The 12,384-nt window shown below is 71.9% G+C and carries 11 protein-coding genes and 1 pseudogene; 8 read left to right on the forward strand and 4 right to left on the reverse strand.

The window, feature by feature from the left end; translation table 11 throughout:
* Positions 1-56 precede the first annotated feature (56 nt).
* From OHA86_RS32585 to OHA86_RS32600, 4 genes are all read left to right on the forward strand, one after another.
* Positions 57-563, forward strand: coding sequence for a GNAT family N-acetyltransferase (locus OHA86_RS32585; protein ID WP_329181142.1), 507 nt, complete (start codon positions 57-59; stop codon positions 561-563).
* 124 nt (positions 564-687) lie between these two features.
* Positions 688-3,069: a Tex family protein gene (locus OHA86_RS32590; protein ID WP_329182640.1), complete on the forward strand. Its 2,382-nt coding sequence runs from the start codon at positions 688-690 to the stop codon at positions 3,067-3,069.
* Between the two features lie 102 nt (positions 3,070-3,171).
* Positions 3,172-3,354: a hypothetical protein gene (locus OHA86_RS32595; RefSeq protein WP_329181144.1), complete on the forward strand. Its 183-nt coding sequence runs from the start codon at positions 3,172-3,174 to the stop codon at positions 3,352-3,354.
* A gap of 66 nt (positions 3,355-3,420) precedes the next feature.
* Positions 3,421-3,966, forward strand: a complete 546-nt coding sequence (locus OHA86_RS32600; protein ID WP_329181145.1) for an MOSC domain-containing protein — start codon at positions 3,421-3,423, stop codon at positions 3,964-3,966.
* A 115-nt stretch (positions 3,967-4,081) separates the two neighbouring features.
* On the opposite strand, the gene OHA86_RS32605 is transcribed toward OHA86_RS32600, so the two are convergent.
* Positions 4,082-7,099, reverse strand: a complete 3,018-nt coding sequence (locus tag OHA86_RS32605) for a carbohydrate binding domain-containing protein (protein ID WP_329181147.1) — start codon at positions 7,097-7,099, stop codon at positions 4,082-4,084.
* A 242-nt stretch (positions 7,100-7,341) separates the two neighbouring features.
* On the opposite strand from OHA86_RS32605, the gene OHA86_RS32610 reads away from it, so the two are divergent.
* On the forward strand, positions 7,342-8,721 hold the full coding sequence (locus tag OHA86_RS32610) for an FAD-dependent oxidoreductase (protein WP_329181149.1): 1,380 nt from the start codon (positions 7,342-7,344) through the stop codon (positions 8,719-8,721).
* A gap of 76 nt (positions 8,722-8,797) precedes the next feature.
* Here the strand turns inward: OHA86_RS32610 and OHA86_RS32615 are convergent, their stop codons facing one another.
* Together OHA86_RS32615 and OHA86_RS32620 are read right to left on the reverse strand one after the other, a co-directional pair.
* Positions 8,798-9,664, reverse strand: a complete 867-nt coding sequence (locus OHA86_RS32615) for a hypothetical protein (RefSeq protein WP_329181151.1) — start codon at positions 9,662-9,664, stop codon at positions 8,798-8,800.
* Between the two features lie 160 nt (positions 9,665-9,824).
* Positions 9,825-10,355: a PadR family transcriptional regulator gene (locus OHA86_RS32620; protein WP_329181153.1), complete on the reverse strand. Its 531-nt coding sequence runs from the start codon at positions 10,353-10,355 to the stop codon at positions 9,825-9,827.
* A gap of 92 nt (positions 10,356-10,447) precedes the next feature.
* Between OHA86_RS32620 and OHA86_RS32625 the strand changes: the two are divergent.
* Positions 10,448-10,738, forward strand: a pseudogene (locus OHA86_RS32625) (alpha/beta fold hydrolase); the annotation flags it as partial.
* An 87-nt stretch (positions 10,739-10,825) separates the two neighbouring features.
* Here OHA86_RS32625 and OHA86_RS32630 read toward each other — a convergent pair.
* Positions 10,826-11,437, reverse strand: coding sequence for a class I SAM-dependent methyltransferase (locus tag OHA86_RS32630; RefSeq protein ID WP_329181155.1), 612 nt, complete (start codon positions 11,435-11,437; stop codon positions 10,826-10,828).
* A gap of 13 nt (positions 11,438-11,450) precedes the next feature.
* On the opposite strand from OHA86_RS32630, the gene OHA86_RS32635 reads away from it, so the two are divergent.
* Both OHA86_RS32635 and OHA86_RS32640 read left to right on the forward strand, forming a co-directional pair.
* Positions 11,451-11,786, forward strand: coding sequence for a YnfA family protein (locus tag OHA86_RS32635; RefSeq protein WP_329181157.1), 336 nt, complete (start codon positions 11,451-11,453; stop codon positions 11,784-11,786).
* A 118-nt stretch (positions 11,787-11,904) separates the two neighbouring features.
* Positions 11,905-12,306: a roadblock/LC7 domain-containing protein gene (locus OHA86_RS32640; protein WP_329181160.1), complete on the forward strand. Its 402-nt coding sequence runs from the start codon at positions 11,905-11,907 to the stop codon at positions 12,304-12,306.
* Positions 12,307-12,384: the final 78 nt, after the last annotated feature.

The following is a 12,384-nucleotide window of genomic DNA, read 5'->3' on the forward strand; positions in this document are numbered from 1 at the left end:
CAGACCCCCGGAAAACCGGGGGATATCCCCACCTGACCGCTGCCAGGATGGACCGCATGACCACGGACGATCTCTGCACGGCCGACTGGACGACCGCGCCCCTGCCAGTGTCGCACCCCGACGCGGTAACGCTGATACGCCGGTATTACACGGAGCTGATCATTCGTTACTACGGGCGGCCGACCGATGACGCCGAAGTCTCCGCGGTGATCGCGCAGGAGCCGAGCGACGACCTGGCGCTGCCCACCGGCATCTTCGCCGTCGCCAGGATCGGCGGCGCCGCGGTGGGCTGCCTGGGAGTGCGGGCGCTGGACGCCGGCACGGTGGAGCTGACCCGGATGTTCGTCGTCCCCGAGGCCCGCGGGCGCGGCGTGGCCGGCAGCCTGATCGAGCTGGCGGAGGGCCTCGCCCGCGGCACCTTCGGCGCCCGGGCGGTCCGCCTCGACACACGCGCGGACCTGGTCGAGGCCCGCGCGCTCTACGCCCGGCACGGCTACCGCGAGATCGAGCGGTACAACGACAGCCCGTACGCCGACCACTGGTTCGAGAAGACGCTCGCCTGACCGGCCGCACACGGGCGGCGGCGCCCCCGGCGGCCCGTCGAGCCGGTACGGCCACCGGCGGCGTCTACGATGCTGACAACCGCCAAGCGTCACGCGTCTTGGCCCGGGCCTGAGGAGCGGCATCATCAGCGGCAACGTTTCGGTCGAACGCAGGATCGCCGAGGAGTTGGGCGTACGCGAAGGTCAGGTGCGGGCGGCCGTCGATCTGCTCGACGGCGGGGCCACCGTGCCGTTCATCGCGCGCTACCGCAAGGAGGCCACCGGCACCCTCGACGACGAGCAGCTGCGCAATCTGGAGGAGCGGCTGCGCTATCTGCGGGAGCTGGACGAGCGGCGGGCGGCCGTCCTGGAGTCCATCGAGGCGCAGGGCAAGCTCGACGACGCGCTCAAGGCGCAGATCATGGCGGCGGACTCCAAGGCGCGCCTGGAGGACATCTACCTGCCGTACAAGCCCAAGCGGCGCACCAAGGCGCAGATCGCCCGGGAGGCCGGCCTCGAACCGCTCGCCGACGGCCTGCTCGCCGACCCGGCGCTGGACCCGCAGACCGCCGCGGCGCCGTATGTGTCCGCCGACAACGGGGTGGAGGACGCGGCAGCAGCCCTCGACGGCGCGCGGGCCATCCTCACCGAGCGCTTCTCGGAGGACGCCGACCTGGTCGGCGAGCTGCGCACCCGGATGTGGAGCCGCGGCCGGCTGATGGCGAAGGTGCGCGAGGGCAAGGAGGAGGCCGGCGCGAAATTCGCCGACTACTTCGACTTCGCCGAACCCTTCACCAAGCTGCCCTCGCACCGGGTGCTGGCGATGCTGCGCGGCGAGAAGGAGGAAATCCTCGACCTGACGCTGGAGCCCGAGGAGCCCGCCGAGGGCCCGACGAGCTTCGAGCGCCGCATCGCCCAGCAGTTCGGCATCACCGACCGCGGCCGCCCGGCCGACAAATGGCTCGGCGACACGGTCCGCTGGGCCTGGCGCACCCGTTTCCTGGTCCGGCTCAGCCTTGATCTCCGGGTCCGGCTGCGCCAGGAGGCGGAGGACGAGGCGGTACGGGTCTTCGCCGCGAATCTGCGCGACCTGCTGCTGGCCGCGCCTGCCGGCACCCGGTCCACCATGGGCCTCGACCCGGGCCTGCGCACCGGCGTCAAGGTCGCCGTGGTCGACGCCACCGGCAAGGTGGTCGCCACCGACACGATCTACCCGCATGTGCCGCGCAACCGCTGGGACGAGTCCCTGGCGACACTGGCCCGCCTCGCCGCGGCCCACCGGGTGGACCTGATCGCGATCGGCAACGGCACCGCGTCACGGGAGACCGACAAGCTCGCCGCCGAACTGATCACGGCGCACCCCGAGCTGAACCTGACCAAGGCCGTGGTGTCGGAGGCCGGCGCCTCGGTCTACTCCGCCTCCGCCTATGCCTCCGCCGAGCTTCCCGAGCTGGACGTGTCGCTGCGCGGCGCGGTGTCCATCGCCCGCCGGCTCCAGGACCCGCTGGCGGAACTGGTCAAGATCGACCCGCGGTCCATCGGGGTCGGCCAGTACCAGCACGACCTGTCCGAGGTGAAGCTGTCCCGCTCCCTCGACGCGGTCGTCGAGGACTGCGTCAACGGCGTCGGGGTCGACGTCAACACCGCGTCGGTGCCGCTGCTGCGCCGGGTCTCGGGCATCACCGAGGGCCTGGCCGCCAACATCGTCACCCATCGCGACGCCAACGGCCCCTTCCGTACCCGCAAGGACCTCAAGGGCGTCGCCAGGCTCGGCCCCAAGGCGTACGAGCAGTGCGCGGGCTTCCTGCGCATCCTCGGCGGCGACGACCCGCTGGACGCCTCCGCGGTGCACCCCGAGGCGTACCCGGTGGTCCGCAGGATCGGTACGACCGCGGGCACCGGCATCGCCGAGCTGATCGGCAACGGCACGGTCCTGCGCACATTGCGCCCGCAGGACTTCGTGGACGACTCCTTCGGCCTGCCGACCGTCACCGACATCCTCGCCGAGCTGGAGAAGCCCGGCCGCGACCCGCGGCCCGCGTTCAAGACCGCGACCTTCAAGGAGGGCGTGGAGGAGATGAAGGACCTCCGGCCCGGGATGCTGCTGGAGGGCGTGGTCACCAATGTGGCGGCCTTCGGCGCGTTCGTGGACGTCGGCGTCCACCAGGACGGCCTGGTCCATGTGTCGGCGCTGTCCCGCAGCTATGTGTCGGATCCGCGGGAGGTGGTCAAGCCGGGCGACATCGTGCGGGTCAAGGTGCTCGACGTCGACCTGCCGCGCAAGCGGATCTCGCTGACGCTGCGGCTGGACGACGAGGCCAAGGCGTCCGGTCCGGCCGGCGGTGGCGGCAATGGCGGCGGCGGCAATGGCAGCGGTGGCGGCGGCGGTGAGCGCCGCGGCAAGGCGCCGCGGCAGGGCGGCAGGCAGGGCCAGGGCGACCGGCGCGGCGGCGGCTCCGCACCCCAGGCGGCGGGCGGCGCGATGGCCGACGCCCTGCGCCGGGCGGGCCTGACCGGCGGCAGGTGAGCCGGGGGAACCACGACGGTCTGCGGTGCGTTCTGATGGGTAGGCGGTAAGGGAAGAGGGCGCGGCGTCCGGCCGCCGGATGCCGCGGACGGAGGCGGGAAAATGTCGAATCGTACGAAGGTCGCCATCGGCGGCGTCATCCTCGGGCTGATCCTGCTGCACTGGATTCCGCTGTGGCTGTTCTTCCTGATCATCATCGGTATCCCGGTCGCGGGATATCTGGCCCTCGACTCCTCGCAGCGGCGCAGGCTGCGCCGGGTGAGCCGACGGCAGATCGGTCGTTGACCTGGTTCTTTCCCCGGTAGGGTGAATCATCGGGTCAGGGCATCCGATCGAGGGGAAGACCATCCGATGAGTCATGCCACCGTCATCGCGGTCAGCACCGACACGGACCATCGATTCAGCAAGCCCAACCGATCCAGCATCCGGCTGCTCGCCGGTCTGGGCGTGGAGGGTGACGCGCACCTCGGCGTCACCGTCCAGCACCTGTCCCGTATCGCCCAGGACCCGGCGCAGCCCAACCTCCGGCAGGTCCATCTGATCCACGCCGAGCTGTTCGACGAGCTGCGCGCCGCGGGCTACGCGGTGACCCCCGGCGACCTGGGCGAGAACGTCACGACCCGGGGCATCGACCTGCTCGGCCTGCCGGCCGGCACCCGGCTGCGCCTCGGGCCCGAGGCCGTCGTGGAGATCACCGGGCTGCGCAATCCCTGCCGCCAGATCGACCGCTTCCGGGCCGGCCTGCTCAAGCAGGTCATCGGCCGGGACGAGTCGGGCGCGGTGGTCCGCAAGGCCGGCGTCATGGGCATCGTGCTGGCCCCCGGCACGCTGCGCCCCGGCGACCCGATCGCCGTCGAGCTGCCGGCGCCCCCGCACCGCCCGCTGGAAAAAGTCTGAATCTGCCCGACGCCGGCCGAGACCGTCTGACCGGTCCGGACGGACCACCGGCCCGGGCGGGCACGCCCGCCCGGGCCTCCGTGTGACCGGAGGCCCGGGCAGGCGCGGATCCGGGCTACTTGAGGTAGGGGCCGTCCGTGCCGATCTTCCCCGGCGCGGCGTTCCTGCCGCCGAGGTCGAGCACATAGACCCGCATGTCGCCCTTGCCGGGCGCGGCAAGGGACAGCGTGCCGTCGGTGACGGTCCGCACGTCACCGCTGACGGCGTCCACATAGCGGCCGTTCGGAATGCCGGTGAAGGACGCGGCGTCCGTCACCGTCACCAGGGCGAAGCTGTCCACCCCCGACGCGGTGTCGGTGTAGCGGCGTTTGAAGGACATCCCGCCGCCGCTGACGCCGTCGGTGCTGTACTGGCCCATCTGCAGCGCGGGGATCGCCCGCCGGATCTGGTTCAGCCGCTGCAGATGTTTGACCAGCGGCTGCGCAAGAGTGGTGGCCACCGGCCCCGACGCACTGGCGACGGTTCCGAAGTCCGACGCCGTGACCGTGCCCTCCACATGGTCGCCGTAATAGGCGCGGCCGGTGGTCGCCAGCGGGCAGCTCGGCCCGCAGTCGATGGTCTTGCCGGCCTGGAACTGGATCTCGGAGCCGTAGTAGAGCGTCGGAATGCCGCGGAAGGTCCACATCAGCGCCATGTTCTCGGCCCAGGCGTCCTGCCCGCCGTTGTAGCGCACCGACGACTTGTTGGGGCCGTAGTCGTGGCTGTCGACGTAGACGACGTTGTAGGTGGCGTCGTTCGTCGAGTCGTCGGAGTCCTTGCCGTTGTTGAAGGCGTTGTGCGCGTCACCGAAATTCATGTGCATGCGCATGTCGATGATGTTCATCCCGGAGAATTTGCTGTGGTCCGGGGTGTGATAGGCGTTGCCCTCGAGGAAGGCGTTGGCGGACGTCGGCTGGTTGCCGGTGCCCAGCTGCTCCTCGTAGTTGTACTGCTCGATGGCCGCGGTCGTGTCGTCCGGGCTGTATTCCTTGCGCTCCTTCCAGGTGTAGAACTGCGCCGAGTGGTTGACCGACCCGCGGTTCCACTTGTCGTTGACGAAGGCGCCGACCTCGCCGAAGACAAAGAAATTCTGCGCCTTGTCCTGGCCCCAGTCCTGGAGCACCCGCTGCTGGAGCGCGGGCAGGAAGCGGCGGTTCCAGGTGACCCGCGGGATGTGCACCGCGGTGTCGACGCGGAAACCGTCGACGCCCATGTCGATGTATTTGTTGTAGGCGCCGATCAGATAGTTCTGCACCTCGGGATTCTCGGTGTTGAAGTCGGCGAGGTCGTCGGCGAGCCAGCACGACCGCGAGTCCTCGCCCTCCCAGTTGCCGATCCAGCACTGGTGGTAGTACTTCGCGGGGAACATCCCCGAGGTGGGGTTCGGCCACTGGCAGTTGTAGAGCGTGTAGCCCTCGGGGCTTTTCTGCCCGGTGGGCTTGCCCCAGTTCAGGCAGGTGTTGCCGGGCGGCTCCGCGGTCGACCACAGGTCGCCGTTGTAGTACGACTTGCCGGTCTTGGAGTCGATCGTCAGACCGTCGTATTCGAAGCCGTCCTCCTTCTGGTCGTAGTACCACGACCACTGGGAGTCCCTGACGCCGTAGACGGTGGGCACGTACAGCCCCTTGGCGCCCCACCGGGAGCTGTGGTTGTAGACCACGTCCTGGTAGATCTTGATGCCCTTGGCGTGGGCCGCGTTGATCAGGTCCTGGTACGACGCCCCCGCCGACTCCAGGCGCGGGTCCACCCGGTAGAAGTCCCAGCCGTGGTAGCCGTGGTAGTCGTAGTCGCTGCGGTTCAGCACCACCGGGGTGATCCAGATCGCGGAGAAGCCGAGCGCCTTGACGTAGTCGAGCTTCTGCACCAGTCCCTTGAAGTCGCCGCGGAACATGGGGTCGTTGTTCGCCGCGTTGCCGGACGCCACGTCCTGGTTGCCGCCGCGGTCGTTGCTGGTGTCGCCGTCGTAGAAGCGGGCGGTCAGCACGAAGTAGATCGGGTCCTTGCGCGGGTCGGTGCCGATCATCTGGCCGGCGGTGGCGGGCGGCGGGGCGTGCCCGGTGGTGGCGCTCGCCGCCGCGGACGCGGCCGAGGCGTTGCCCGCCGCGTCCAGGGCCACGACGGTGTAGGTGTAGACGGTCGCAGCCTCCAGGCCGGTCTCCGAGAAGACCGTGGAGCCGACGCTGGTCACCACGCTGCCCTTGGTGCCGCCGCTGCGGGTCACCCGGTAACCCGTCACCCCTGTGTCGTCGGTGGACGGGTTCCAGGTCAGCACCACGGAGGTGTCGGTGGCGGTGGCCTTCACCGCGCTCGGCACGGTGGGCGGCGTGGTGTCGGGGATTACGGCCGCACAGGGGTCGGCGGCGTGGGCGGTGACCTTGGTGTCCTTGACGGTGCTGACACCCGAGGAGAGCGCGTAGTTCGCGCCGTTGTTGTTGTCCCAGGTGCCGTTCCCGTTGTTGAAGGTGGCGGCCAGGCCGGCCGCGCCCTGGAGGTCGACGGTCTTCTTCACCCAGCCGGTGCAGGCCGCCGCCATGCCGACGCCCGGGACCGTCGTCCAGGCCTTGCCGGTCGGCGCGTAGTGCAGGTTGACGGTCGTCCAGCCGACGGTGGCGGTGGAGTAGAAGACCGTCGCCGAGGTGGCCGGCGGCGGATCGGTGGCGCCGCCCGCGCACGGGTCGCTGTGCGCGATGGCGCCGTCCTTGACGGTGATGGTGCCGGTGCCCAGGGCGTAGTTCTTGCCGCCGTTGTTGTCCCAGGTGCCCTGGCCGTTGTTGAAGGTGGCCTGCCACCCGGTGGCGGTGCCCAGGTCGACGGTCTTCTTCACCCAGCCGGTGCACGCCGCGTCCATGGCGACGCCCGGCACGGTGGTCCAGCTGCCGCCGTCCGGCGCCCAGTGCAGGTCGTAGGCAGACCAGTTGGACGACGTGGTGGAGTAGTAGACGGTGGCGGTGCTGCCACCCGTGGCGGCGGCCGCGGGGGCCGCGCCGGTGGACAGGGCGGGGAGCAGGGCGGCCAGCAGCCCGGCGACGACGGCGAGTATCGCCGCCAGCGGGCCTGGCCTGGTTCTGCGGTGATGGCGCGAAAGGGCTTTCACGTCGGGCTCCTCGGACGGGGCCGCACAGGCGGCCGGTGTCTGGGATGCCGCCTTTCCGCGCGCCACGGAACGAACGGCCGGATATCTTGCGCAAGTTGCTGCAAGAACCTTCGTGAGGTTACTGGGACATGTGAGTGACGTAAAGAGGTGCGTACGAGCCCGGTGCTCCGCCCCACGTAGGGTGCGGTATGGGTGCGCCGGTTGCATCCGATCCCACCGGTCGTAGAGGAGTGGCACGGGACATGACGGAGCGTCTGGTGGTCATCGGCGGCGACGCGGCGGGCATGTCGGCCGCGTCCCAGGCGCGTCGCCGCCGGGCAGCCGGCGACCTGGAGATCGTCGCCTTCGAACGCGGGCACCACACCTCGTACTCCGCCTGCGGCATTCCGTACTGGATCGGGGGCGCCGTGGACGGCCCCGACGCGCTGGTCGCCAGGACCGCGGCCGAGCACCGGTCGCGCGACATCGATCTGCGGCTGGGCACCGAGGTCACCGGGATCGACCTGGAGGGCGGCCGGGTCCGCAGCCGGGACACCGGCGGCCGCGAGGCCTGGACCGGCTACGACCAGCTGGTCATCGCCACCGGCGCGGTGCCGGTACGCCCGCCGGTGCCCGGCATCGACGCCCCCGGCGTCTACGGGGTACAGACCCTGGACGACGGCGAGGCCGTCCTGCGCGGCCTGGACCGCGCGGAAGTACGCCGCGCCGTGGTGGTGGGCGGCGGATACATCGGCGTGGAAATGGCCGAGGCGATGCTGCGACGCGGTCTCGACGTGACGCTGATCGACCGGAACGACCAGCCGATGACGACCCTCGACCCGGACATGGGACGGCTGGTGCGCGAGGCCCTCGAATGCCTCGGGGTGCTGGTGGTCTCCGGCGCCCCGGTCCGCGCGGTGCTCACCGGCGACGACGGCCGGGTCCGCGCGGTGGCCACCGACGACGCGGAACACCCCGCCGACCTGGTGATACTGGGCCTGGGCGTACGCCCGGAGACCGGCCTGGCCGCCGCGGCCGGGCTGCCGCTCGGCGCACACGGCGGTCTGCTCACCGACCGCGCCATGCGGGTGCGCGGCACCGAGCGGGTCTGGGCGGGCGGCGACTGCGTCGAAGTGCTCAACCTGGTCTCCGGCGCGCTCCAGCACATCGCGCTCGGCACCCACGCCAACAAGCACGGCCGGATCATCGGCACCAACATCGGCGGCGGCTACGCCACCTTCCCCGGCGTGGTCGGCACCGCCGTCAGCAAGGTGTGCGACGTGGAGATCGCCCGCACCGGCCTCAAGGAGTCGCAGGCCCGCGCGGCGGGGCTGCGCTACGTGACCGCGGTCATCGAGTCCACCGGCCGTGCGGGTTACTACCCGGACGCCGACCCGATGACGGTCAAGATGCTCGCGGAGCGCCGCACCGGGCGGCTGCTCGGCGTGCAGATCGTCGGCGGCGAGGGCGCGGCGAAGCGGGTCGACGTCGGGGCGGTCGCCCTGACCGCGGGCATGACCGTCGAGCAGATGGTCGGCCTCGACCTCGGCTATGCGCCGCCCTTCTCCCCGGTCTGGGACCCGGTGCTGGTGGCGGCCCGCAAGGCGGCCGACGCGGTGGCCGCGGACATCGCGGCGGACTGACCCGGGGCCCGTCCGTGCGGCGGCTCCGCGCGCGCGGCTGAGTGCGCCGGTACGGCCCTGCGAGGCTGTACCGGCGTCAGGGCGTCACCGACGCCAGCTTCCCGAGGGCTTCGAGCAGCGGCGGGAGTGACGGACCGCGGCCGACGGGCAGCACCTCGCCCGGGGCCTCGTCGAGCAGGACGAAGGCCACGTCGTCGGTCCTGGCGACCAGGCTCCAGCCCGGCCCGTCGGCCCGCAGGGTGCCCGCGGTGGTGCGTACCCGGCCGGGCGGCGGGGGCGTGCGGAGGTATTCCTCGGCGCCTTGCAGTGCGCGGCGCACACCGTCGTGGGAGACCGGGGGAGCCGCCTTTTCCGCCGCGGATTCCTGGCCCGCTTCCTGCCCCGCTTCCTGCCCCGCTGTCGGCTCCGCCTCCTGCGGCGGGTCCGCCTCCGCCCCGGATTCCGCTTCCGGCCCGGCGGGCGGTATCAACTGGTCGCGCCACTCGTGCCAGCGGACCGCGATCTCGTCGGCGCCGAGCCGCCGCTGCGGCGGTCCCCACACCGAGACGTCGGGCGGTGCGAGCGCGGGTCCCGCCTCCTGGCCGGCCGGGTCGTGCGGCGCGGGGACACCGGGCACCGACACGGCGACCGGCAGCGGCCAGCCGGGCAAGGACGCGGCCAGGGTGCTGTCGTCGGGGGAGAGCGCGTATTCCAGCCCGCAGTCCCAGGCGGCGAGCGCACACGCGACCATGGCGGCGTCGGTGGTCGCGACCGTCCAGCGCGCCCCGCCGCCGTCCTGGCCGAACATCAGGCCGTAGCCGTCGGGCAGCGGGTCGAGGCCCAGGTGCGCGCAGGCGGCGGGATAGTCGTCGCCCAGCACGCCGGGAAAGCGCTCGGGCGTCAGCATCGCGGCCGTCAGCACGTACAGCTCGTCGTCGTCCCCCGTACGGTCGGCCGCGGCCATGTGACGCCCTCCCTCTCGTTCCGGTCCGCGCACCTTAACCAGCCGGTAACGTCCGCGTCGAGAGGTCATGACGCCCGCACCTCGCGAGGTGCCCGCGCAGTTGCCGCACGTGGCGGGCGCCGCTGTGCCTGTCGCCCCGGCGCCGGAACAGCGAGGCGGCTCATACTGCGGCGTCGAGCCCCGCCAGGGTCGTCCGCAGCCAGCCCAGTTCGGCCCGGGTGGTCGCCCGGGCGATGGTCAGTACGCCCTGCCGGAAGGGGTCGTCGATCTCTTCCGCGCTCACCGGGCGGTCGTCGGCGTAGAAGAAGCTCGACGGCTCCTCCAGGAAGGCCAGCCGGCGGCGCAGCACCACGGCCTGCGCGGCGGGGTCGCCGAGGTGCCGCAGGAAGGCGAGCACCCCGAACCAGCGGTTCTCGTTGCTGATGTCCAGCGCGTCCGGCTCGGCGAGCCGCCGCATCAGCTCCGCCCGCCCGGCCGGCGTCAGGCTGAGTACATGCCGCGGCGCGGCCACTGCGCCGGGCTGCGTGTCGCGCCGCAGCCAGCCCGCCTTCTCCAGCCGCTTGATCGCCGGGTAGAGCGTGCTCTCCGCGATCGGCTTCACGTGCCCGGTCAGTGCGGCCACGCGTTTACGCAGCTCATAGCCGTGCAGCGGGGTCTCGTGGAGGAAGCCGAGGATCGAGAGTTCCAGCATCGGGTCATTCTGCCACGCTGCGGCTGTACATCGTCACCGATGTATAGTCCGGAGGTCGTGACGGCACGGCACCGGCAGGGAAGGCGGCAGTGATGCGGCAGACGGGATTCGGCCCCGCGGGCGCGTACATCCGATGGACCGAGGCGGAGGGCGAGGGCCCGGCCCGCGTCCATGTGCACGGGCTGGGCGCGGCTTCGGGCCCGTACACGGCGCACCTGTCGGCGTATCCGGAACTCGCCGGGCGGCGCACGCTCTACGTCGACCTGCCCGGCTTCGGCATCTCCGACCGCCCCGCCGACTTCGGCTACACCCTGGAGGAGCACGCCGACGCACTGGCGGCGGTCCTGGACGCCGCCGCAGTGCGCGGCACGGAGGTGGTTGCCTCGCCGCGTCCGGTGTCCGGGTGATCGCGGTGCCAGGCGCCGGGCACTGCATCATGTTCGACAATCCGCGGGCCTATGCGGCGGCGATCAGTTCCGCTGCCTGACCGCGACCGCGAGATAGCGCTCCTCGGAGTCGTCCAGCAGCGACAGCTCCCACCCCGTCGCGGACAGCAGCGGGCGGAGCTGCCGCTCGGCCCTGATGTCGTCGGCGCGCAGGGCGTGGCCGCGGCGAGCGGCCAGCGCGGCCCGCCCCAGCGGGTGGAAGAGCGCCAGCCGGCCGCCCGGCCGGGTCACCCTGGCCAATTCCCGCAGCCCCGCCGCGGGATCCGGCAGATGGTGCACCAGCCCCGCCGCGAGAACGGCGTCGAAAGCCCCGGCACGCAAAGGCAGTTGCGCGCTGTCCGCCTCGATCAGCGCCCCGTCGGCGCGCCGCCCGAGAACGGCGGCCTCGCGCAGCATCTCCGGCGTCAGGTCCAGGCCCACCACATCTCCCGCCGGGCCGACGGCCGCCCGCAGCAGTGGCAGCGCCCGCGCGGTGCCGCACCCGGCGTCCAGTGCCCGGCCGCCCGGCGGCGGTTCCAGCGCGGCGACCGCGGCCGTGTAGGCGGGCGTGTCGTCGGGATACCGCGTCTCCCAGCCCACGGCACGCTCCGCGAAGAAGACCCGCACCCGCTCCCGTTCGCTTCCGATACTGGCCATGCATCATGGTGGCATGCTCACCCTGCGTTCCCTCGCGCTCTTCGTGCTCGCCGCCGTCCTGGAGATCGGCGGCGCCTGGCTGATCTGGCAGGGGGTGCGCGAGCACCGCGGCATCGGCTGGATGGGCGCGGGCGTTGTGGCCCTGGGCCTCTACGGATTCGTCGCGACCCGCCAGCCGGACGCCGAATTCGGCCGCATCCTGGCCGCCTACGGCGGTGTCTTCGTGGCGGGCTCCCTTTTGTGGGGCATGGTCGCCGACGGTTACCGCCCGGACCGCTTCGACATCACCGGAGCGGTGATCTGCCTGGTGGGAGTGGGTGTCATCATGTACGCGCCCCGCGGCGGCTGAATACCGCCGGTCCCCGCCGCCGCCCGGAGATTCGATCGCCGCGGCGCGCCGAGGCGGGGTTGCCGAAGAGCGCCCGGCGCGACAGGCTCTAGGGCAGGGGGAGACGGGAGGCAGGGCGATGACGGTGAGCAACAGGCTCGCGTGGCTGCTCGATGATCTGACGCAGCGTGTGCCGCACGTGCAGCACGCACTCGTCCTGTCCAACGACGGTCTGGTCACGGGGGTCAGCGGCGGGCTCGACCGCCCGGCGGCCGAGCACCTGGCCGCAGTCTCGTCGGGCTTCCACAGCCTCGCCAAGGGGGCCGGCCGCCAGTTCGGCACCGGCGGAGTGCGGCAGACCATGGTCGAGTTCGACGAGGGCTACCTCTTCGTGACCGCGGCGGGCGACGGCAGCTGCCTGTCGGTCCTCAGCGGCATGGAGGCCGATGTCGGCCGGGTCGCCTACGAGATGACGCTGCTGGTGCACCGGGTCGGGGAGCATCTGGGCGTCGCCGCCCGCAACCCGGGTTCGATTTACTGACCCCTCCTTTCCCGGACCCGCGTGGCGGGACCGGGCGTTCGGCCGTCTCCGAGTGGCTGTCGCGTGCGTTGAGCTGCG

Source organism: Streptomyces sp. NBC_01477, from assembly GCF_036227245.1.
In the GTDB taxonomy this organism is placed as follows: Bacteria; Actinomycetota; Actinomycetes; order Streptomycetales; family Streptomycetaceae; genus Actinacidiphila.